24 protein-coding genes and 1 riboswitch are annotated in these 20,000 nt (G+C 51.6%); of the genes, 12 read left to right on the forward strand and 12 right to left on the reverse strand.

Going from position 1 to position 20,000, the window contains the following annotated elements:
- Window positions 1-4: 4 nt before the first annotated feature.
- The 12 genes from SK36_RS07035 to pduA are packed head-to-tail and all read right to left on the reverse strand — an operon-like array spanning window position 5 to window position 8,365.
- Window positions 5-280, reverse strand: coding sequence for a EutN/CcmL family microcompartment protein (locus SK36_RS07035; RefSeq protein ID WP_045444518.1), 276 nt, complete (start codon window positions 278-280; stop codon window positions 5-7).
- Window positions 281-283: 3 nt separating this feature from the next.
- Window positions 284-775: a microcompartment protein PduM gene (pduM, locus tag SK36_RS07040; protein WP_048221142.1), complete on the reverse strand. Its 492-nt coding sequence runs from the start codon at window positions 773-775 to the stop codon at window positions 284-286.
- Window positions 772-1,404, reverse strand: a complete 633-nt coding sequence (locus tag SK36_RS07045; protein ID WP_045444512.1) for a phosphate propanoyltransferase — start codon at window positions 1,402-1,404, stop codon at window positions 772-774. Before SK36_RS07045 ends, pduM begins: the two co-directional genes overlap by 4 nt.
- On the reverse strand, window positions 1,404-1,868 hold the full coding sequence (locus SK36_RS07050) for a BMC domain-containing protein (RefSeq protein ID WP_048221143.1): 465 nt from the start codon (window positions 1,866-1,868) through the stop codon (window positions 1,404-1,406). Before SK36_RS07050 ends, SK36_RS07045 begins: the two co-directional genes overlap by 1 nt.
- Window positions 1,869-1,890: 22 nt before the next feature.
- Window positions 1,891-2,166, reverse strand: a complete 276-nt coding sequence (gene pduJ, locus SK36_RS07055) for a propanediol utilization microcompartment protein PduJ (protein ID WP_001057752.1) — start codon at window positions 2,164-2,166, stop codon at window positions 1,891-1,893.
- A 19-nt stretch (window positions 2,167-2,185) separates the two neighbouring features.
- Complete coding sequence (locus tag SK36_RS07060; RefSeq protein ID WP_045444503.1) at window positions 2,186-2,536, reverse strand: glycerol dehydratase reactivase beta/small subunit family protein; 351 nt, start codon at window positions 2,534-2,536, stop codon at window positions 2,186-2,188.
- A complete protein-coding gene (locus SK36_RS07065; protein WP_048221145.1) occupies window positions 2,526-4,358 on the reverse strand; it encodes a diol dehydratase reactivase subunit alpha in 1,833 nt (610 codons plus the stop codon). The genes SK36_RS07060 and SK36_RS07065 overlap by 11 nt, the downstream gene beginning before the upstream one ends.
- 15 nt (window positions 4,359-4,373) lie before the next feature.
- Complete coding sequence (gene pduE / locus SK36_RS07070) at window positions 4,374-4,892, reverse strand: propanediol dehydratase small subunit PduE (RefSeq protein WP_045444498.1); 519 nt, start codon at window positions 4,890-4,892, stop codon at window positions 4,374-4,376.
- A gap of 14 nt (window positions 4,893-4,906) precedes the next feature.
- Window positions 4,907-5,578 carry a propanediol dehydratase medium subunit PduD gene (gene pduD, locus SK36_RS07075; RefSeq protein WP_048221147.1) on the reverse strand — a complete coding sequence of 224 codons (672 nt, stop codon included), beginning with the start codon at window positions 5,576-5,578 and terminating at the stop codon, window positions 4,907-4,909.
- Between the two features lie 10 nt (window positions 5,579-5,588).
- The gene (pduC, locus tag SK36_RS07080; RefSeq protein WP_048221149.1) at window positions 5,589-7,253 is read right to left on the reverse strand and encodes a propanediol dehydratase large subunit PduC; all 1,665 of its coding nucleotides are present in this window, start codon (window positions 7,251-7,253) and stop codon (window positions 5,589-5,591) included.
- A gap of 18 nt (window positions 7,254-7,271) precedes the next feature.
- Window positions 7,272-8,084: a propanediol utilization microcompartment protein PduB gene (gene pduB / locus SK36_RS07085; RefSeq protein WP_048221151.1), complete on the reverse strand. Its 813-nt coding sequence runs from the start codon at window positions 8,082-8,084 to the stop codon at window positions 7,272-7,274.
- Entirely contained in the window at window positions 8,084-8,365 is a 282-nt protein-coding gene (gene pduA / locus SK36_RS07090; RefSeq protein ID WP_003030255.1) for a propanediol utilization microcompartment protein PduA, read from the reverse strand. The genes pduB and pduA overlap by 1 nt, the downstream gene beginning before the upstream one ends.
- Before the next feature lie 524 nt (window positions 8,366-8,889).
- Between pduA and pduF the strand changes: the two genes are divergently transcribed.
- The 12 genes from pduF (at window position 8,890) to SK36_RS07150 (ending at window position 19,995) form a co-directional block, all read left to right on the forward strand.
- Complete coding sequence (gene pduF, locus SK36_RS07095) at window positions 8,890-9,699, forward strand: propanediol diffusion facilitator PduF (RefSeq protein ID WP_045444483.1); 810 nt, start codon at window positions 8,890-8,892, stop codon at window positions 9,697-9,699.
- 204 nt (window positions 9,700-9,903) lie between these two features.
- Window positions 9,904-10,815, forward strand: a complete 912-nt coding sequence (pocR, locus tag SK36_RS07100) for a transcriptional regulator PocR (RefSeq protein WP_045444480.1) — start codon at window positions 9,904-9,906, stop codon at window positions 10,813-10,815.
- A gap of 335 nt (window positions 10,816-11,150) precedes the next feature.
- Window positions 11,151-11,325, forward strand: a riboswitch (cobalamin riboswitch).
- An 88-nt stretch (window positions 11,326-11,413) separates the two neighbouring features.
- A complete protein-coding gene (locus SK36_RS07105; RefSeq protein ID WP_048221152.1) occupies window positions 11,414-12,793 on the forward strand; it encodes a cobyrinic acid a,c-diamide synthase CobB in 1,380 nt (459 codons plus the stop codon).
- Complete coding sequence (gene cbiB, locus SK36_RS07110; RefSeq protein WP_045444473.1) at window positions 12,790-13,749, forward strand: adenosylcobinamide-phosphate synthase CbiB; 960 nt, start codon at window positions 12,790-12,792, stop codon at window positions 13,747-13,749. Before SK36_RS07105 ends, cbiB begins: the two co-directional genes overlap by 4 nt.
- A 10-nt stretch (window positions 13,750-13,759) precedes the next feature.
- On the forward strand, window positions 13,760-14,392 hold the full coding sequence (locus tag SK36_RS07115; RefSeq protein WP_045444470.1) for a cobalt-precorrin-8 methylmutase: 633 nt from the start codon (window positions 13,760-13,762) through the stop codon (window positions 14,390-14,392).
- Entirely contained in the window at window positions 14,389-15,528 is a 1,140-nt protein-coding gene (gene cbiD, locus SK36_RS07120) for a cobalt-precorrin-5B (C(1))-methyltransferase CbiD (RefSeq protein ID WP_048221154.1), read from the forward strand. Before SK36_RS07115 ends, cbiD begins: the two co-directional genes overlap by 4 nt.
- Complete coding sequence (locus SK36_RS07125) at window positions 15,522-16,127, forward strand: cobalt-precorrin-7 (C(5))-methyltransferase (protein ID WP_048221155.1); 606 nt, start codon at window positions 15,522-15,524, stop codon at window positions 16,125-16,127. The genes cbiD and SK36_RS07125 overlap by 7 nt, the downstream gene beginning before the upstream one ends.
- Window positions 16,117-16,686 (forward strand): decarboxylating cobalt-precorrin-6B (C(15))-methyltransferase, encoded by a 570-nt coding sequence (locus tag SK36_RS07130; RefSeq protein WP_045444452.1) that lies wholly within the window; start codon window positions 16,117-16,119, stop codon window positions 16,684-16,686. Before SK36_RS07125 ends, SK36_RS07130 begins: the two co-directional genes overlap by 11 nt.
- Window positions 16,679-17,452 (forward strand): cobalt-precorrin-4 methyltransferase, encoded by a 774-nt coding sequence (locus tag SK36_RS07135; RefSeq protein ID WP_045444449.1) that lies wholly within the window; start codon window positions 16,679-16,681, stop codon window positions 17,450-17,452. The genes SK36_RS07130 and SK36_RS07135 overlap by 8 nt, the downstream gene beginning before the upstream one ends.
- Complete coding sequence (cbiG, locus tag SK36_RS07140) at window positions 17,433-18,488, forward strand: cobalt-precorrin 5A hydrolase (protein ID WP_045444441.1); 1,056 nt, start codon at window positions 17,433-17,435, stop codon at window positions 18,486-18,488. Before SK36_RS07135 ends, cbiG begins: the two co-directional genes overlap by 20 nt.
- The gene (locus SK36_RS07145) at window positions 18,488-19,213 is read left to right on the forward strand and encodes a precorrin-3B C(17)-methyltransferase (RefSeq protein ID WP_045444439.1); all 726 of its coding nucleotides are present in this window, start codon (window positions 18,488-18,490) and stop codon (window positions 19,211-19,213) included. Before cbiG ends, SK36_RS07145 begins: the two co-directional genes overlap by 1 nt.
- Window positions 19,210-19,995 (forward strand): cobalt-precorrin-6A reductase, encoded by a 786-nt coding sequence (locus tag SK36_RS07150; protein WP_048221157.1) that lies wholly within the window; start codon window positions 19,210-19,212, stop codon window positions 19,993-19,995. Before SK36_RS07145 ends, SK36_RS07150 begins: the two co-directional genes overlap by 4 nt.
- The last annotated feature ends 5 nt before the right edge of the window (window positions 19,996-20,000 follow it).

The raw sequence follows: 20,000 nt of genomic DNA on the forward strand, positions 1-20,000 counted from the left end.
CCTCCTATCGAGAAAGCGTGTCGACAATGCCGACAATGGCCAGATCGATAGCCTCATTTGGGCCGGAAAAAACGTGTCTGGCACTGGAACCACTGCTGAGTAATACCAGTTCGCCGGTTCCTGCACCTACAGAATCAACCGCGACTTCATCCCCGCTCACAGGGGAGGCGGGAAGTTCCCCATCGGCGCATACCCGACGTACCAGCAAAAGTTTTTTTCCGACCAGTGATGGCGACTTTTGCGTGGAAACCACGACGCCTGTAACTCGTGCCAGATGCATGGTTCACTCCTGCTTAATTAATTGGACATTCCGCGTATTGACTGCTTCCTGAGCCAATGCGGTAACGACACATCGACGGCGTATTACCAGAAATCCATCCTTCAACCGGGCTACGTCGGCATAACTTAAAAGTGTTTCGGGATGCAGAATGATGTTTTGTCCGTGCTCATCGCTGAATTCCACCGGCAGTCGGGCGAGTTTCCTCACGGGGATCGCCGGTAACAGTCGATGTTGCAGTGATATCTTCACGCGGACTCCGCAGGCCAGTGCTTCGTGGATCGTTACTACTGACTCGCAGGACGCGTCGTGTTCCGCAATTTGTGCCAGCAAAGGCAGATCTACCTGCAGGATGCGCAGCGTTGAGTACTGACAACATATTGTCCGGGTATCAACTTCCCGTAACTGCGCGACGCTCACGCAGAGTGTGCTTTCCGCGCGTTTTTTTAATCGGGAAACAACCTCCTCAATGATGCGTTGCAGCAGTTCGTTGTTCATCGTGAGGCCACCAGTGTGGCAAATGCCTGTGGATTATCAGCACCCGCGGCATTGGCTTCATCAGTATCGATATGCATCTCAAGACGCATGTCGGGTGAAACGCGAACGGCGACGTTATCGAAAATAAGTCTGCGTTCGTCGCCATTGATGGCCACGGAGACTTTATCGCCATGTGAGACACGCAGGATCAGCGCATCAAGTGGTGACATATGAATATGGCGCTGGGCGACAATTACCCCGAATGCTAAGTCCAGTTCGGCAAAAGGGCTGACAAGACGAATGCCTGGCGTACCCTGGATATTGCCTGACATGCGTAGCGGCGCAGCTATACCCAGCGTGCGCGCGTCAGTGCGTGAAATTTCGACCTGGCTGGTGCTACGCAGTGGCCCAAGTAAACGCACATTTTTTAACTGACCTTTGGGTCCCACAAGCGTTACGGTCTGGTCTGCCGCGTATTGCCCTGGCTGTAACAACCCTTTTTTCTCGCTAATAGGCTGATTTGGGAACAGGCGGTCATAATCTGCAGCACAAAGATGGATATGGCGATTAGAGATCCCCAGCGGAATAGGGCGTTCGCGCATTTCATCCAGTACTTTGCTGACGGTTGTTTCCAGTAGCTGTTTATCCATCATTCTTCACCTCGTTTGCCGGAGTGCAGGCAAAGTGAGCGAGGCTCTCCCTTTTGACGCGAACAGGCAGGGTCAAGACACAGATTGCAGCTAATTAACTCTGCATTTTGGGGGGCTTCGGATAATACGTTTTCCACAGTTACTTCTTCTTCCGCCACGGCTGGTGTTGGCTCGGGGGCTGGCTCAGGCTCTGTCATGACACTGTGGGAAAGGATGCCTTCCCCAGGTCTGGAAATGACTCTGTGAGCGACCAGGCCATCCCGAAGTTCTGCAAAGCTGGCACCGGTGGAGATGGCCGCCTGAACGGAGGCCACATCACCGATGATTTTGAGCATCATCCAGCCTGAGCCGTTGGTTTTTTCGAGACCCACCAGCGTGATGGATGCGGCTTTCGCCATGACGTCCGCGCAACTGATGGCTAACGCCAGACCACTAACTTCAAGTAATCCCAGTGATTGCTTCACGCTGTGCTCCTTTTGCTACGGCTTACGCGGACTTAGGTAAAATAGCTTCAACGTCGCTGTGTGGACGCGGGATAACGTGGCAGGATTTCACCTCGCCAACAGCACTGGCTGCAGCACTCCCTGCATCAACTGCAGCTTTAACCGCACCAACATCGCCACGAACCATGACCGTAATCAGGCCAGAGCCGATTTTTTCATAGCCAACCAACTGCACGTTTGCGGATTTCACCATGGCATCAGCGGCTTCAATAGCGCCGACAAGCCCTTTTGTTTCAACCAGTCCCAGTGCGTTATTCATACTGCTTTTCTCCTGTGGGTTATGAGTGGCATTCCCTGAAAGGGATGCCTTTAACCAGCCGCGCAGCGTTGTTACCAATGCTCCGACGATCGTGGCTATTTTGTTGATACATCAGCGTAAAAAGTGGTGCTGATGTAGGTAGGTTTTTGTAGTGCACAACCAGTTTTTCCTGATCGCATCCAATGCCGACGAGCAACGGCGATTGGCATGCAGCTAGCCATGCGTTGTGGATAATGTCGGTAGAATGGGTTTCCCGTATAACAAAGGGGATCCCTTCCTCTTCAATACCCAGCAATACGTCATTCCAGCGTGAGGTGCAGTCCCCTACGGTGCAGATCACGATAGCTGGTGCGGTGAGATTACTTTCCATGAGCGAACGCCTTGTACCAGGAGAGGATCAACCCTGTCGCGACCGCATTGCGGGGACCTTCAGTACCCCGGATGTTGCCTCGACCCGCTACCAGTCGATAGTGCGCCAACGCATCCGTAACCAGTTGTGGTACTTCAAAATCCAGAGAGGATCCTCCGACCAGAACCACAAAGGGGATGTCGCGAATGTTGCCGGTTGGGCTGACCTGACGTAACGCTCTCAGCGCATTAGTGACAAAGACTCGCTCCTTCGCGCTGCGGCGAATGGCTCTGACTTTTTCCAGTGCCAGATCCCCTGGTAATGGCACCAGTTCATCAGGTTTCACCACACAAACGCGTGCAAATACTGTTGGTGGCAAGGGGGTAGGGAAAAACTGAACACTGCCATCTTCGTGGCGAAGGTGGAATAAGCTCTCAACTTTTGCCAGCGGGTATTTTTTGATCTCTTCTGCGAGATATCGATCATCCAACCCCAGTTCGCGGGCAATAATCATCGTGACCATATCGCCTGCCCCAGCCAGATGTGTGGCAATAATTTCGCCTTTGGGATTAATAATGGAGGCGTCTGTAGAACCCGCGCCGAGATCCAGAATGGCCAACGGACGGGTGGTGCCTGGCGTAGTGAGAGCACCTAAAATAGCTGCTTCGGCTTCAGCACCGCCAACCTGGACGTCAATATTGAGCTTTTGTGTGATCTCCTGGGCAATCATCGCCATTTGCAGGCGATCTGATTTCACCATTGAGGCAATTCCAACTGCCTGCTCCAGCGAAAACTCTCCGGCCAGTCCGCCCGTCACGCTGACGGGAACTGAAGTATCAACAGCCAACAAATCCTGAATGAAGATTTCATGGCTAGGTTTGTTGGTTAATTCAGCCATGGTCTGGCGTACGTGCTCCAGCATGCCGCCAATATTGGTTCCAGCTTCACCGGTAACGTTATCAAGCTTTGGACATTCACCAACTGCTTTCATAATCGCTTCGGCACCAGCGGCGACGTCGACGCGAACGGTACGTCCCTGTGACTGGAGTTCAATATTCCCGGCCGGAATTGCACGTGCTTTCACATCACCTGAAGGTGTTTTCACCACAACAGCAGAGCGGTTGCCAATCAGCGCGCGTGCCATGGGGACAATATTTTTGGTCTCGTTCGCGTCGAGGTTAAAAACTGTCGCAATGCCGTATGGGTTGGAAAGTGTCTCAATAACCTTGCCCGGAACGGCGACCTCAATGGCGGCCAGCATCCCTAATGGGATACGGTCGATATAGAGCACTTCATCAACGATAGGTAACGGTTTGTTCAGGCGATTACTGACCAGAACGCCATCGTCCTGCTGCAAAATAACGCCCGATAATTGATATCCTGCGCCAACAGAGGCATTAATCATGGTGGCGACATCGGCGAAATCGAATGCTGATGACACCACCAGGATGTAAGGAATATCAGCCGGACGGGTTAACAACTCTTCCGGTGTAATCGTGACGCCAACACCTAACCCCACGCCGCCAGGCGTTTTGGGGTTGTGGCCGATCATGGTCGATTCGGTGATGATGGTTTCGGTGATCGTTTCCATCGCCACATCACCTATGACTGGAGTGGCTTCGTTAATACGGATGAGCGAAATATCGCTGACATTGATGCCTGCATTTTTTGCCGCAAGCGTAAGCGCCTCCTGAATACCAAACACATTACGCAATGTGCCCTTAATTCCGGTAGTTTCTGCCAGTGCGCTGCCGGTAATGCTCAGCGTGCCAGCCTCATCCAGAGTGGCGAGAGCGACTTCTGTTGATGAGTTGCCTATATCAATGCCAGCTATATATCGCATCGTATTTTCCTGATATTAATCGTCGCCTTTGAGTTTTTTACGCTCAACATATAGTGCTGCCGCTTCACGAACGAAAGCTGCACAGATCTTTGCCTGATAACGGTTTTCGAGATCGTCTGCGATGGCCATTAGCTCGTCTTTCGTTGAGCGGTATGGACGTAGCGCGTTGTAAATTTCAAGGATGCGGTCGTCAGGTACAGCGGTTAGTTCTGCAGCTCGCTCAAAGTTCATCGCCAACCGGTCACGTCCGGCATCTTTGGCAATATCAGCCTGAATGCGCAGCGTTTCAGGTGTGATACGCATATCCTGTGCCGTGACTTTGTTGCTCAACACATTTTCGAGCGTGAAGTCATCCAGGGTTTTGTTTGTGGCGGTTTTTACCCACTCCGGATGTTTATTCGCGAGAGGGTAATCCGTGACTTTTGCGGTATGAGTTGATGAACTGGCCGTGGCAGGAGTGGTTGTCTCTCCCTGCAGGCTGTTCATTCGGCTCAACACATCCCGAACCATCGATTCAATTGCGTCGGTATTCATGGAGTTATCCTTTATCAAAGCGCAACGCGCAGTTCCTGCGGGTTTTTGCCCGTCACGACGTATTTGGTCTCTTTAATGTGCAGAATGGCCGATTTCGCCTGGTATTTCGGACGTGCCATCTGATCATTCAGCGTAGGGACCGGCTGCGGAGATTCACGCTTGGCATATCGCGCAGCGTTCTTACCGATCTGACGATAGGTTTCCAGTGTCAGAAGCGGAGCCTGGGGGAATAACTCCAGGTTAGAAAGCGGCGGTAATCCCTGCTGGTGGATAACCGTAGTGCCTTTTGACTGGATACCGATTGAAATACCGGAACCACTCAGACGGTTGCCCTCTACTGCGACAAACGCCACATCGGAGGATTTAAAACAGCGAATGACACGTGCTTTAATGCCTTCCTCTTCAATACCGGCGATCACTTCACGCAAGATATTCTTGTGTGGTATGCCGACGATATTGACGGTTTGAGACAGACCGAATGCCGGACCAACAGCAATAATCACTTCATCTTGTTGCTGGCCCTGTTTGGCTTCGCCAATCTCGGTCAGAAAGCTGTCACCTTGAGCCGTTGTTTGTGGTACAACTGCTGTTGTGGACGCGCGAAAAGAGACGGGTTTGTCGCTGGTCTGCATTTCAGACAGCACATCTTCAATTATCTGGCGCAGCAGCTTTTCATTGATTTCCATTGTTCACCCCTTAGCCAAGCTCGTTGGGATCAAGTGCGCCGGGGATGTTCTTAATTTCTTCCCAGCGTTCGCCTTGCAGGCGATAACCTGTTGCCGGACCGGCATAATCGTTGACGTCATTGACTGCGGATAGCACTTGTCCGTCGCCGACGATAATGGCGGAGGTATGCAGATAATCTCCGGTTAACTTGGCTTTCTGGATGTTGAGCATGTCCTGAGCAACATCAGTAAACCCTCCCTGGGCAAGGGCTTTCACCACTTCCAGGCCGTTACGGTTTTTATTGATGATCTCTTGTGCAAATTTGATGTCTTCAACAATGTTACGCTCCGGCATATCTTTCGAACCGTGGGCGTAAGTAGCTGCTTCAACTTCTTCATCGGTGATCGGTGGTAATCCCATTCCGGCAAACACGGCCTGTAGTGCGCGGGCGGCTTTGTTACGAATGGCGATGACGTCTTCTTCACGAACAGGGCGCAGTCCACCGTCCACTTTCAGGTCACGCTGGAGAACGTTATAGTCGTCAAAGTCCTCAGCATCTTCGTTAGAACCGGCAAACATGTTGTCGTAGTTCGGAACGGCAGAATAACCGGAAGAGATGAAGTCAGTACCTGGCAGGAATTGCATCAGCAGACGAGCAGTACGACGCATATCCGAGTGAGTAAAGGTTTGGTCGTTACTGGAAGCGCACTCCAGATCCAGAGAAGAACAGATCAGGTTTTCGGCCAGTACCGCGCGGATACCTGACGGTACAGCGGAAGGGACGCCGATGCAGCTGACGGAGCCATTCTGTAACCCTTGCACGCCAGCGGCTTTGGTGATGTAAATGCAGCGGGCTTCCAGGTAAAGCATCGATTTGCCTTCGGCGTAACCCATCTGAACTTCTGAGCCGGAACCGGAGGTAAAGCGCATTTTCAGACCGCGAGAAGCGTAAGAAGAGGCCAGGAAGCCTTTTGACCATGGGGTGTCGTCGCCGTCGGTAAATACCGGTTCAGTACCGTACACAGAAATGGTTTCTGCGTAGCAGGTGTGGCCTAGCATGCCCAGTTTCAGTTCGGTAGCTTCTTCCAGTGAACACTGGGTTAATACGCCAGGACGCCCAACCTGCGAACCTACCAGCAGAGCAATAGCGTTAAATGGAGCGTAACGTGCTACGGCAACGGTTGTTTCCTGTTCGTCAAATCCACGCCATGCGCCTTCTGCAGCATCCGCTGCAATCTGCACTGGGTTGTCTTTTACGTTAGTAACATGCGCTTGCTGAGAAGGGGTACGACGGGCACGCATTTTCTGCATTGCCATCATCATCTCAACGACATTCATGTGTGAAACCACTTCGACAATTTTTGCCGGAGTCATCGCAGTTGTCAGCGGAACTATGTCCCTGCGCTTCACATTGGGATCGCAAAGCATATTGGCGAGTTTGACTGAGTCCATCGCCATCACTTCTTCTGCGCGCGCCAGATTAATACCGTAGCGAGCAATAAAATGGTCAATTAAGTCAAATTCGCCGGCGGCTTTACCATCCAGTTCAGTGACCATGCCGTTAACGATTTTAATAGACGGTTTAGGGTCGTTCGGGCTTTCCATCGCAATGAAGCCTTCTTCGATCCACTCCTTAACAAAGCCGTCCTGATTCACAGGGCGCTTCGCCAGTGCTTCAAATCTTTTCGATCTCATGAATCAGCCTCACTGATATCAGATGTAGGACGGACGATCGTTTTTCGGTTCAGAACCGAGGGTCGCCAGCACGGTTTTACCGATTTCACGGGCGGAGATGACGGCCTGACGCACGGCGCCGGAGTCACCGGAAATGACCAGAATGGCTTCATTACTAAAACTGGTGCCATGTGCAGGGGAGCTATAAGCCACCACTTCAACGTTGGCGGATTTCAGTGCGGTGTCAGCCATCAGCACACCAACGGATGCCGGTGCGCCGACGATAACGCCACAGGCACGGCCAATTGGCGCCCCAAAGGCTTTTTCCAGCGCGTAACTGGCTCGCGCGGTGTATTGCAACTCGAGGTGTCCGGCTTCATTGCCGTAGACATCACCAAATGTGCGATCAAGCTCTTTCAGAGCGACTTCGATTCCGCGTTTCACATCGGAAACATCGTTGCCGCCTAAGATAATCAGCGAGCCGTGACCAGCACCGCCTTTGGTATCACGGGGAAGCTCAATACTGACGACTTCAGTATTTGTTGCTTTTACCGCTTCATCTGCGGCCATGATGTGTGGACCAGCACCTGTTCGTGCGCCAAGGATGCCAATGGAGCGATAGCGTTTTTCAAGCTTCATCGCGTCCAGTAAGGCGCTGTCTACGTTTGCGATCACCAGACCGACGGTATCGCCAATCGCCGTGCCGACAAATTCCGTTAAACTGCAGCTCTTTTCTGCCATAGCCGTTTCTCGTGTTGGATGATTATTTTCAGGGATAGCCTTTTGCTCCGGTGTTGCCACACGAGCAATCACCTGCGCCATGATCTGTTCAACCAGTTCATTGCTGCTCATTAGCTAATTCCCTTCGGTAAGATTTTTTCTACATCGGTATGAGGGCGTGGGATCACGTGTACGGCTTTCACTTCACCCACGTTACGTGCGGCGGCTGCACCAGCATCTGTTGCAGCTTTTACAGCGCCTACATCGCCGCGAACAATAACGGTTACCAGCCCTGAACCAATTTTTTCGTAGCCGACCAGCATCACATTGGCTGACTTCACCATTGCGTCTGCAGCCTCTATGGCCGCAGTCAAGCCTTTGGTTTCTACCATTCCTAACGCTTCTTGTTGCATAAAGACCTCGCCTGGGTTGTCCCGATTTTCATGACTATAAAAAGAAGCGAGGAAAAAGAATGGCTGACTTGAAAGTGAGAGTGAAAAAATAGTGAGGTTCGGGTGATATAAAATTGCTGTTTTTTATTGTATGGTCTTGTTTTTATTGAGTATTAATGATTTTGTTAATGTGATAATTTGGTTATGTCAATTCCAGATTTACATTTTTAGTGGTGACAGATTAAATATCCTTTGCTATGCGCTAAAAATGGAATTGTGATGTTTGTTTGAAAACGGAAATCTGCCCTGAACAATATTTTGTCATTCTTAAAATGTCACTTTATTAGGATTTCAACCCGCTTTCGTGCCTGTTTTAATAAACGTGATTGCAATAATTTGTTATCGCAACACGATTTTTAAGAGCATATCGTTCTGATGTTGCCAACAATTTGTAGGCAACGCTTTTTATAGTAAGCCTCGATGTATTCTACTGCCAGCAAGGAGTTTGCTGGTACAGACACGCACTCTGCTTAGAAGGTGTCATAATGAACGATTCTCTAAAAGCGCAATGCATTGCCGAGTTTTTGGGTACCGGACTGTTTTTGTTTTTTGGTATTGGATGTCTTAGCGCCCTGAAAGTCGCCGGTGCAAGTTTGGGGTTATGGGAGATATGCATCATATGGGGTCTGGGGATCTCGCTTGCTGTCTACCTGACCGCCGGGATTTCTGGTGCGCATCTCAATCCTGCCATTACTATTGCTTTATGGCTGTTTGCTTGTTTCCCAGGACGTAAAGTTTTGCCCTACAGCATAGCGCAGGTGGCAGGTGCCTTTGGTGGTGCGTTACTGGCCTATTTGTTGTATGGAAGTTTATTTGTAGAGTTTGAAACGGCTAATCATATGGTTCGTGGCAGCCTGGAAAGCCTGCAGCTTGCCAGTATTTTTAGTACGTATCCCGCTGCTGCACTGAGTGTCTGGCAGGCCGCACTGGTAGAGGTGGTGATTACGTCTATTCTGATGGGCATGATCATGGCGCTTACCGATGATGGCAACGGTGTTCCCAAAGGGCCACTGGCACCTCTGCTAATTGGTATTCTGGTTGCCGTTATCGGCGCATCTACCGGTCCGCTCACTGGATTCGCAATGAACCCTGCTCGTGATTTCGGCCCTAAACTTTTCGCATGGTTTGCCGGATGGGGCGATATTGCGATGACGGGGGGACGTGACATTCCCTACTTCATCGTACCGATTGTAGCTCCCATTATCGGTGCCTGCGCCGGGGCAGCAATTTATCGTTATTTCATTGGCAAAAATTTACCCTGTAATACGTGCAAGCTGGAGGATAATGAGGGTTAGCTTCACGGAAAATGCCTATTTATGAAATGTAAAAACTGATTTCGTGATCCGGTTTCCTGAACCGGTTAAAAAGTCTCCCAAGAATGGGAGACTTTTGTTATGGTCCATTACACCTTTTTTCATCTTGCTCCGGGTAGCAAGATGAAAAGTGGATGTAAATAATATGTTTTATTTATAACAATAAATTAACTGAGAGGTTTTATCATGATTTCTGCGAGCGCCCTGAACTCAGAACTCATTAATAAAATCGCACAGGATTTTGCACAAGCCACCAGTCTGGCTGTTGTGGTTGTCAATATTCACGGTGATGAAATTTCTGAGTTATTTAATTTCACCCCATTTTGTCAGTTGATGCGCCAGCATCCTCAGCACAGCACACGTTGCCGAATGAGCGATCGCTGTGGAGGACTCGAAGCATCAAAATCCGATCAACCCTGCATTTACCGCTGCCATGCCGGACTCACCGATTTCTCGATTCCTTTAGTGATCGCGGGCCACCTGGTTGGATTTGTTTTGTGCGGGCAGGTTCGTCTAAGCAATGATGTTGGATTAGTTGATATTTTGAACGTCGACGACCGCTGGCAAGCCGATCCGGAACTGGTCAGTGAATTTCGCAATGTTCCTGAAATGGATTACTCAAGAGTCATCGCTTCTGCGGATCTTCTGAAGCTTATCGTCGAAAATTGTCTTAAGAAACAACTGAATTTTGTTGTTATCAAGGACAACCCACAGCAATCAGAGCCGGCAAAAACGAGTCGTAGCCCGACGCCTCATGACAGCAAAATGAAAAAGGCGCTGCGCTACATTGATGCTCATTTATCGGATGAGCTGCGCCTTGAGGATGTGGCTTCTCATGTTTACCTGAGCCCGTACTATTTCAGTAAGCTGTTCAAAAAATATCAGGGTATTGGATTTAATGCCTGGGTAAACCAACAGCGAATGGCCAGTGCTAAAGAGTTGCTATGCCATAGTGACTGGAGCATCGCCAGCATTGCGCGTAATTTAGGCTTTTCACAAACCAGTTATTTTTGCAAAGTATTCCGCCAGACCTATCAGGTTACGCCACAGGCTTTTCGTCAACAAATTAATGTTGCTTCATCTGGCGAGTCGGCATAAATAGCAATAATTTGCTATTGCCGATTTTTGATATCGTATTGTATGTCCGTCATTATAAAATGAAAATTAGAGATAGCAGTCAATAAATTGTCATAGCGCAACAAAGTAATAGCGTTGGAAGGATAAACTGCACCAGTTTTTATTTTTGTGATGAGATACAGTGTCTGGGTGAATGACTTTCTTTATTATTTATTGATGCTTTCATTTGGAATGTAAGCATAAGAATAAGCTTAATGAAGAGATAACATTGGCTAAGTAAACGCAAGAAAATATTTAAAATGAAATTTTGTCATGAGGTGTGATAATTCATCTCATGGTCCGGAGCTTAATTAGAACAGGCTCCTGAGCTGACAGGTTTGCCACGTTTGTGGTAGGGAAGGGGGTGAGAATCCCCCGCAGCCCCCGCTGCTGTGATGCTGACGACCCCGTATAGACCACTGATCGCAAGATTGGGAAGGACGGGTGAGATTGACGCTAAGCCAGAAGACCTGCCTGTCAGTGACTACCAACAACTTCGGTGGGAAGTGGGTTGCGCAGATGCATACAGTCGAGAGACTGGGTATCTATACACCCCTACCACCCTGAACAGGATCAGGGTATGGCGGCCAATTTTCACGCGTTTGTTCTTGCAGGTACCGGAAGCGGCTGTGGTAAAACTACGGTGACGCTGGGTTTGCTAAGCCTGATGAAAAAACGTGGTTTGCGTGTTCAGCCTTGCAAAGTTGGTCCTGACTACCTTGATACCGCCTGGCATACCGCTGTATGCGGTACGGCTTCCCGTAATCTTGATAGCTTTATGCTCCCCATTCCTACACTCAACGCCTTATTTTGCGATCAGATGCAGCATGCGGATATCGCGGTTATCGAAGGCGTTATGGGATTGTATGACGGCTATGGAACAGATCCTGACTACTGTAGTACCGCCGCAATGGCAAAACAGTTGGGTTGTCCGGTCATCTTGTTGGTTGATGGTAAAGCCGTTTCAACCTCTATTGCCGCGACGGTGATGGGTTTTCAGCATTTTGACCCCTCCTTAAATATTGCCGGTGTAATCGTTAATCGGGTTAACAGCGAAACCCATTACCAGTTACTTAAAGTGGCGATTGAGCGCTACTGTTCAGTGCCTGTTTTAGGCTATGTTCCCCGAGTGGAAGGCGTGGCTCTCCCGGAACGTCATCTTGGATTAGTCACCGCGCGTGAGTCGGTTGTTAATCAGCAGCCATGGCAGGAATTTGCCGCAACGCTTGAGCAAACGCTGGATATCGACGCCCTCCTGACGCTAAGCCAAATAGATACCCAACCTGTTGGCGAGTGGCCCGCACTTCCTGCCGCTGATGCAGGCGCCGGGTTAACGCTTGCCATCGCAGATGATGAAGCATTCAACTTCTACTACCCGGACAACATTACGCTACTGGAACGTGCGGGTATCAACATCGTGCGTTTTAGTCCGTTACACGACAGCCATCTACCTGATTGCCAGATGATTTGGTTGGGCGGCGGATATCCTGAATTGCACGCTGCAACACTTTCAGGCAATACCAGCATGCTGTCGCAACTGCGTTCAGCTCATCAACGCGGCGTGGCGATTTACGCAGAGTGCGGCGGTCTTATGTATCTTGGAAGCTCGCTGGAGGATAGCAACGGCGATATCTGGCCGATGGCGGATATTATTCCAGGTCACAGCAAAATGGGTAAGCGTCTGACCCGCTTTGGCTACTGTGAAGCGCGGGCTGTTGAGCAAACATTGCTGGCGGCACCAGGCGAAGTGCTGCGCGGACATGAATTCCATTATTCCGACTTTACCCCTGAAATTCCAGCTGTGATGGCCTGCCGTAAGGTTCGTGATGGTAAAACATTGCAATCATGGTCTGGTGGCTGGCAAATGGGCAATACTTTCGCCAGCTATCTGCACGTTCATTTTGCTCAGCGTCCTGAAATGCTTAATCACTGGCTGGCGGCGGCAAGGAGTGTGCTATGACACTGCTCGCATGGTGTATTGCCTGGCTTCTTGATTTTTTCATTGGTGACCCGCCGAACTGGCCGCACCCGGTACGCTGGATTGGTAATCTTATTTCAGCCGTTCAGCGAATGATTCGACGTTACTGTCATAGCGACATGATGCTGCGTATTGGTGGCGCAGTAATGTGGATAGTCGTTGTTGGGCTGACCTGGGGCGTGTGCTGGGGCGTACTGACACTGGCTCAGTCAATTCACCCCTGGCTTGGCTGGGGTATTGAAATTTGGATGATCTTTACCGTGCTGGCGGGGCGTTGCCTCGCTGACGCCGCACGGGATGTTGAGCGTCCACTGCGTGCCAATAATCTTGCTGAAAGCCGTGAAAAACTCTCATGGATTGTGGGCCGTGACACCTCGCAATTACAACCGCAACAGATCAATCGCGCAGTGGTGGAAACCGTTGCTGAAAACACTGTTGACGGCATCATCGCACCGCTGTTCTTCCTTTTTCTTGGTGGCGCCCCGCTGGCGATGGCCTACAAGGCGGTGAATACCCTGGACTCTATGGTCGGTTACAAGCATGAAAAATACCGTGCAATCGGTATGGTCAGCGCGCGTCTGGACGATGTCGCAAACTTTATTCCTGCAAGACTAAGCTGGCTGCTGCTGGGTGTGGCGGCATTCTTATGCCGTAAAGACGGCTCACGCGCATTGCATATTGGCTGGCGCGATCGCTACAACCACAGCAGCCCAAACTGTGCATGGTCGGAAGCAACTGTTGCCGGAGCATTAGGTATTCGTCTGGGTGGTCCTAATGACTACTTTGGCGAGCGTGTTGAGAAACCGTGGATTGGTGATGCACAACGAGATATTTCGGTAGACGACATTTCCCAAACGATTCGATTGATGTGGGTAGCATCGACGCTGGCACTGGCGCTATTTATCGCGCTGCGGTGGCTGCTGGTCGGTGTAGCCTGAGGACAATACTATGCAATATATCCAGCAACCCCAGGCGATTGAGGCCAAAAGTTTCGACATTATTGGTGAGATCATCAGTGAAACCCGTCCGGACTATCAGTTTGCCAGTCCGTTACATGAGGCCATCATTAAGCGGGTTATCCACACCACGGCAGACTTTGACTGGCTGGACATTCTCTGGTTTTCCAGTGATGTGCTGGAGCAGTTTTGCGCCGCGCTACGTCGTCCGAGCGTGATTTACACTGATACCACGATGGCGCTTTCCGGGATCAATAAAACACTGCTGGCAAAATTTGGCGGTGAGTGCCGCTGCTATATCAGCGACCCGCGCGTGGTGCGTGCGGCAAAAGAACAGGGGATCACCCGTTCAATGGCGGCCGTAGATATTGCAGTGAAGGAAGAAGGCGAAAAGCTGTTTGTCTTCGGTAACGCACCGACGGCGCTGTTCCGCCTGCTTGAGCACGATGTTGCCGTCAGTGGCGTGGTCGGCGTACCGGTAGGTTTTGTCGGCGCGGAAGAGTCGAAAGATGCACTGACGCAAAGTAACTTGCCAGCTATTGCCGCCTTAGGCCGCAAAGGGGGGAGCAATGTCGCCGCCGCTATCGTCAACGCTATGCTCTACCACATGCAGGGGGAGCGATGAGCGACCAACCCTTCGATGCTCCGGTATGGCATAACGGAAAAGCACTGCGCAAAGGATACACCACAGGATCTTGTGCGACGGCGGCAGCGAAAGTAGCTGCGCTGATGGTATTGCGTCAGCATTTGATCCATCAGGTTTCAATTGTGACGCCTTCCGGTGTGACGCTATGTCTGAATGTTGAGTCGCCGCACATTGAAGGACAGCAGGCTATTGCCGCCATCCGCAAAGATGGTGGCGATGACGTGGACGCCACGCATGGCATGCTGATTTTCGCCCGTGTAACGTTAGACGATAGCGGAGAAATCCGCTTACAGGGTGGTGAAGGCGTCGGTACGGTGACCCGCAAAGGTATTGGCCTGCCGGTGGGGAGTTCGGCGATTAACCGAACGCCTCGCCAGACGATTGAATCTGCCGTACGTGAGGCTATCGGACCAAATCGCGGAGCGCAAATTAAAATCTTCGCTCCAGAAGGTGAAGAACGGGCGCAAAAAACCTACAACTCGCGTCTTGGTATTCTGGGCGGTATTTCCATCATTGGTACCACCGGTATCGTTACACCGATGTCGGAAGAAAGCTGGAAGCGTTCACTGTCGCTGGAACTCGAAATCAAACGTGCCGCCGGGCTGGATCGCGTCGTGCTGGTGCCGGGCAACCACGGTGAACGTTTCGTCCGCGAACAGATGGGGATAGATACGCAGGTTGTCGTCACCATGAGTAACTTCGTGGGTTACATGATTGAAGAGGCGGTACGCCTTGGGTTCCGACAAATCGTCCTGGTTGGCCATCCTGGTAAGCTCATTAAAATAGCAGCAGGAATTTTCCATACCCATAGCCATATTGCCGATGCCCGTATGGAGACACTTGTTGCCCATCTGGCATTGCTTGGTGCCCCGCTGGAGTTACTGACGCTGGTCAGTGACTGCGATACTACTGAAGCCGCGATGGAGCACATCGACGCATACGGCTTTCAGCATATCTATAACCATCTGGCTAAGCGTATCTGCATGCGCGTTCTGCAAACTTTGCGCTTTACGAAAAATCCCCCGACCTGCGACGCCATTATGTTCTCTTTTGATAACCAGATCCTTGGTAGCAACCGTCCTGTCGCCGAGATTGCGGAGGAGATGCAATGTTAACTGTTGTAGGGATGGGGCCCGCGGGGTTGCATCTGATGACGCCGGCGGCGCGCGATGCGGTCGCAATAGCGGATGTTCTTGTCGGTGGCAAGCGGCATCTGCAGCAGTTCCCGAATTTTACCGGTGAACAGTTTGTCCTCGGGGCCAACATCCCGGAGTTATTGGGCTGGATTAGCGCTCATCAGGACCGACACGTGGTGGTACTGGCGTCTGGTGATCCTCTGTTTTACGGCATCGGTACCCGGATGGTGGCGCACTTTGGCATCGAAAATGTGCGCATTATTCCCGGTATTAGTGCGGTGCAGTACCTTTGTGCGCAGTCCGGCATTGATATGAACGACATGTGGCTCACCAGTAGCCACGGTCGCAACGTTTGTTTCGATGAGCTGGCTCGACATAACAAAGTGGCAATGGTCACGGATGCCTTGTGTGGCCCGCGTGAAATCGCCCATCAACTGATTGCACGGGGTAAGGGACATCGCTGGATGGTGATTGGCGAAAACCTGGCGATGGAAAATGAGCGTATCCACTGCCTGCCTCTCAGTGAAATTAATGCCGACTATGACATGAATGCAGTGGTGATCCTCGATGAAAGATGAGCTTTTTCTGCGTGGAGGGAAAGTGCCGATGACCAAAGAAGCGGTACGCGCACTTGCCCTCTCAAAACTTGAATTACACCGTGCCAGTCACCTGATTGATATTGGTGCAGGAACCGGCAGTGTATCAATCGAAGCGGCGTTGCAATATCCGTCGCTGCGCGTCACGGCTATCGAGCGTAACCCTGATGCGTTAAGGCTTCTGGACGAAAATCGCCAGCATTTTGCCTGCGGGAATATCGACATTTTTCCCGGTATCGCGCCGATGACCATCACCGAAAAAGCCGATGCCATCTTTATGGGCGGCAGCGGTGGCCATCTGACCGATCTGATTGACTGGTCGATGCGTCAACTGCATCCGGCAGGACGGTTGGTGATGACGTTCATCCTTCAGGAAAACCTGAATACCGCCCTGGCTCATCTGGACCATCTAGGCGTACAGAGGGTGGATTGCCTGCAAATGCAGGTTTCATCTCTGACTGTGCTCGGTAGTGGTCACTATTTCAAACCGAATAATCCCGTTTTTGTTATCGCCTGTCAGAAGGAAGGAAACCATGTCTGAGATTTTTGATCCCCGTAGTGTGTGGTTTGTTGGCGCTGGTCCTGGCGATCGTGAGCTGATCACCCTTAAAGGTTACCGCTTGCTGCAGCAGGCGCAGGTGGTTATCTACGCCGGGTCGCTGATTAACACTGAACTGCTGGATTATTGCCCGGCAGGCGCTGAGTGCCATGATAGCGCGGAACTGCATCTGGAGCAGATCCTCGACCTGATGGAAGCCGGAGTGAAGGCAGGAAAAACCGTAGTACGCCTGCAAACTGGTGATGTCTCGTTGTATGGCTCTGTGCGTGAGCAGGGCGAAGAGCTGACCAAACGTGGGATTGACTGGCAGGTTGTACCGGGTGTCAGCGCATTCCTCGGTGCAGCGGCCGAACTTGGTGTCGAGTACACCGTACCTGAAGTTTCACAGAGTCTGATTATTACCCGCCTGGAGGGCCGCACGCCGGTACCAGAACGTGAACAGCTGGAGTCGTTTGCCAGCCACCAGACGTCCATGGCGATTTATCTTTCTGTCCAGCGTATTCACCGGGTTGCTGAACGTCTGGTTGAAGGCGGTTACCCGGCGACCACACCAGTGGCAGTCATCTACAAAGCGACCTGGCCAGAAAGCCAGACCGTGCGCGGCACCCTGGCTGATATCGGCGACAAAGTACGCGATGCAGGGATCCGCAAAACGGCGCTCATTCTGGTCGGTAATTTCCTGGGCTCGGAGTACCACTACTCCAAACTCTATGCGGCGGACTTTAGCCATGAATACCGTAAAGCCTGAATCTATTGCACTGTTTTGCCTGACACCGGGCGGCGTGACGCTTGCGAAGCGTCTGGCGGCGATGCTGCCGGTAACCTGTTTCACCAGTGAAAAGTTGCTGGAGGAGGGATTTCTTCCGTTCGAAAACGGTTTTGCCAATGCTGCGCGCGACGCTTTTGCGAACTACTCAGCGCTGATTTTTATTGGTGCGACCGGTATTGCGGTACGCGTACTGGCCCCGCTGGTAAACGACAAGTTCTGCGATCCGGCGGTTGTGGTGATTGATGAGCGTGCCCAGCATGTTATCAGCCTGCTCTCAGGTCATGCGGGGGGCGCTAATGCCCTTGCGCGTTATCTGGCGGGAATGCTGGGGGCTGATCCGGTGATTACGACCGCGACGGATGTGAATGATATGGCGGCTCTGGACACGCTTGCGTTCCAGTTGAATGCGCGAATGACCGATTTCCGCTCAGTGGTAAAAATTGTCAACCAGATGCTGGTTAGCAACAAACGGGTGGGGCTGTGGTGGGATGATGAACTGGCACAGGACGTCAGCCATTGTGATCGCCGTGGTTTTATCACCGTAACCGATCTCACGCAATTACCGGAACTGGATGCGTTAATTTGCATCACTCTGCGCACCGATTTACCAGAAATGCCCATCCCGCACTGGAAGCTGGTGCCACAGCGGGTGGTGGCTGGAATTGGTTGTCGCCGTGATACGCCATTTCCGTTGTTAGCCGAGTTGCTTGCCCGTCAACTTGAAGCCCAGCGGCTCGATCCGCTGGCGTTAAAAGCGATTGGCAGCATCACGCTGAAAAAAGATGAACAGGGACTTATCCAACTGGCCTCCTGCTGTCGCGTACCTTTCGAAACCTTTACTGCTGACGCGCTGCGTGAGCATGAACACCGTTTTCCTGCTTCGTCGTTTGTTCGCAAAACGGTCGGCACGGGAAGTGTTTCCGGTCCTGCAGCCTGGCTACTGAGTCATGGACAACTGTTAGGCGAGACCCTGCGTGAACAGGGCGTCACTATTACTTTGGGAGTTTCACACTGATGTTAACCGTAATTGGAATTGGCCCTGGCTCGCAGGCAATGATGACCATGGAAGCCGTTGAAGCACTGCAGGCGGCAGAAATTATTGTTGGCTATAAAACATACACCCATCTGGTAAAAGCCTTCACTGGTGATAAGCAGGTGATCAAAACCGGTATGTGCAAAGAGATTGAACGCTGCCAGGCGGCAATTGAACTGGCGCAGGCTGGGCACAACGTGGCGTTGATCAGCAGTGGCGACGCCGGGATTTATGGCATGGCCGGGTTGGTACTCGAACTGGTCAGCAAGCAGAAGCTGGATGTTGAGGTCAAGCTGGTTCCAGGGATGACGGCCAGTATTGCTGCGGCGTCTTTGCTGGGCGCACCGTTGATGCACGACTTTTGCCATATCAGTCTCAGCGATCTGTTAACACCATGGCCGGTGATTGAAAAACGCATTGTTGCCGCAGGTGAAGCTGACTTCGTTATCTGTTTCTACAACCCGCGCAGCCGCGGCCGTGAAGGGCACCTGGCGCGTGCTTTTGAACTGCTTTCGACCAGTAAAAGCGCGCAAACGCCGGTGGGGATCGTGAAGTCGGCGGGGCGTAAAAAACAGGAGAAATGGCTGACCACGCTGGGTGAAATGGACTTTGAACCGGTTGATATGACCAGTCTGGTGATTGTTGGTAATAAAACGACCTATGTTCAGGATGGCCTGATGATCACGCCACGGGGTTATGTGCTGTGAATTACGGAGATGTACTGGTCATGGGTGGCACCAGCGATGCACGTATGCTGTGCCAGCAATTGGATGCAGCAAACGTGGCCTATACCCTGTCGGTTGCAACACCGACAGGGAAACAGCTGGCGGGCGACATCAAAGGTCAGGTGCGCTGTGGACGCCTGGAGCGGGAGCAGATGATTGCCTGGCTGCAAGAAAATGGTACGCGCTGGGTGATCGATGCTTCACATCCTTATGCCGAAGTGGTGAGCCGTAACATCATGAGCGCATGTGAAGCGGCAGGCGTACTGCTAAGCCGCTATCAGCGCCCTGAGCAACTGAGTGATTTAACGCACCCGCATTTGTACACCGTGCAGAGTATTCAACAAGCCTGCGATGTAGCGCGACGCTTCGGTGAGCGCGTACTGCTGACGACCGGTAGTAAAGATCTGGCTATCTGGCGTACGGGATTGCCGGATAAAACGCTGCTGGCTCGCGTACTGCCGGTACCTGAGGTTATCCAGCAATGTGCGGATTTGGGCTTTGGCGTGGGTGAAATTTTCGCACTGTGCGGTCCTTTTAGCGCCGAGTTTAATGCTGCGTTCTACCGCCAGTGTCTGGCTGATGTGGTTATCACTAAAGCATCGGGTGCGGAAGGCGGTTATCAGGAAAAAGTACAACCTTGTCTGGATGCCGGTATCCCCTGCATCGTGATTACACGTCCGGCACCTTTGGTGACGGGAGAAGAGTTACTGGAAAGTCAGGCCGCATTTGGGGCGCGTTTAGCGCGCTGGCTGGCCACGGCTTAAGGAGT

It is taken from the genome of Citrobacter sp. MGH106, assembly GCF_001037495.1.
Classification (GTDB): Bacteria; Pseudomonadota; Gammaproteobacteria; order Enterobacterales; family Enterobacteriaceae; genus Citrobacter; species Citrobacter murliniae.

Excerpts from the sequence above, each read along its gene's own strand:
- SK36_RS07035 (WP_045444518.1), bottom strand. The coding sequence starts at position 280 with ATGCATCTGGCACGAGTTACAGGCGTCGTGGTTTCCACGCAAAAGTCG.
- pduM (WP_048221142.1), bottom strand. The coding sequence starts at position 775 with ATGAACAACGAACTGCTGCAACGCATCATTGAGGAGGTTGTTTCCCGA.
- SK36_RS07045 (WP_045444512.1), bottom strand. The coding sequence starts at position 1,404 with ATGGATAAACAGCTACTGGAAACAACCGTCAGCAAAGTACTGGATGAA.
- pduJ (WP_001057752.1), bottom strand. The coding sequence starts at position 2,166 with ATGAATAACGCACTGGGACTGGTTGAAACAAAAGGGCTTGTCGGCGCT.
- SK36_RS07060 (WP_045444503.1), bottom strand. The coding sequence starts at position 2,536 with ATGGAAAGTAATCTCACCGCACCAGCTATCGTGATCTGCACCGTAGGG.
- SK36_RS07065 (WP_048221145.1), bottom strand. The coding sequence starts at position 4,358 with ATGCGATATATAGCTGGCATTGATATAGGCAACTCATCAACAGAAGTC.
- pduE (WP_045444498.1), bottom strand. The coding sequence starts at position 4,892 with ATGAATACCGACGCAATTGAATCGATGGTTCGGGATGTGTTGAGCCGA.
- pduD (WP_048221147.1), bottom strand. The coding sequence starts at position 5,578 with ATGGAAATCAATGAAAAGCTGCTGCGCCAGATAATTGAAGATGTGCTG.
- pduC (WP_048221149.1), bottom strand. The coding sequence starts at position 7,253 with ATGAGATCGAAAAGATTTGAAGCACTGGCGAAGCGCCCTGTGAATCAG.
- pduB (WP_048221151.1), bottom strand. The coding sequence starts at position 8,084 with ATGAGCAGCAATGAACTGGTTGAACAGATCATGGCGCAGGTGATTGCT.
- pduA (WP_003030255.1), bottom strand. The coding sequence starts at position 8,365 with ATGCAACAAGAAGCGTTAGGAATGGTAGAAACCAAAGGCTTGACTGCG.
- pduF (WP_045444483.1), top strand. The coding sequence starts at position 8,890 with ATGAACGATTCTCTAAAAGCGCAATGCATTGCCGAGTTTTTGGGTACC.
- pocR (WP_045444480.1), top strand. The coding sequence starts at position 9,904 with ATGATTTCTGCGAGCGCCCTGAACTCAGAACTCATTAATAAAATCGCA.
- SK36_RS07105 (WP_048221152.1), top strand. The coding sequence starts at position 11,414 with ATGGCGGCCAATTTTCACGCGTTTGTTCTTGCAGGTACCGGAAGCGGC.
- cbiB (WP_045444473.1), top strand. The coding sequence starts at position 12,790 with ATGACACTGCTCGCATGGTGTATTGCCTGGCTTCTTGATTTTTTCATT.
- SK36_RS07115 (WP_045444470.1), top strand. The coding sequence starts at position 13,760 with ATGCAATATATCCAGCAACCCCAGGCGATTGAGGCCAAAAGTTTCGAC.
- cbiD (WP_048221154.1), top strand. The coding sequence starts at position 14,389 with ATGAGCGACCAACCCTTCGATGCTCCGGTATGGCATAACGGAAAAGCA.
- SK36_RS07125 (WP_048221155.1), top strand. The coding sequence starts at position 15,522 with ATGTTAACTGTTGTAGGGATGGGGCCCGCGGGGTTGCATCTGATGACG.
- SK36_RS07130 (WP_045444452.1), top strand. The coding sequence starts at position 16,117 with ATGAAAGATGAGCTTTTTCTGCGTGGAGGGAAAGTGCCGATGACCAAA.
- SK36_RS07135 (WP_045444449.1), top strand. The coding sequence starts at position 16,679 with ATGTCTGAGATTTTTGATCCCCGTAGTGTGTGGTTTGTTGGCGCTGGT.
- cbiG (WP_045444441.1), top strand. The coding sequence starts at position 17,433 with ATGAATACCGTAAAGCCTGAATCTATTGCACTGTTTTGCCTGACACCG.
- SK36_RS07145 (WP_045444439.1), top strand. The coding sequence starts at position 18,488 with ATGTTAACCGTAATTGGAATTGGCCCTGGCTCGCAGGCAATGATGACC.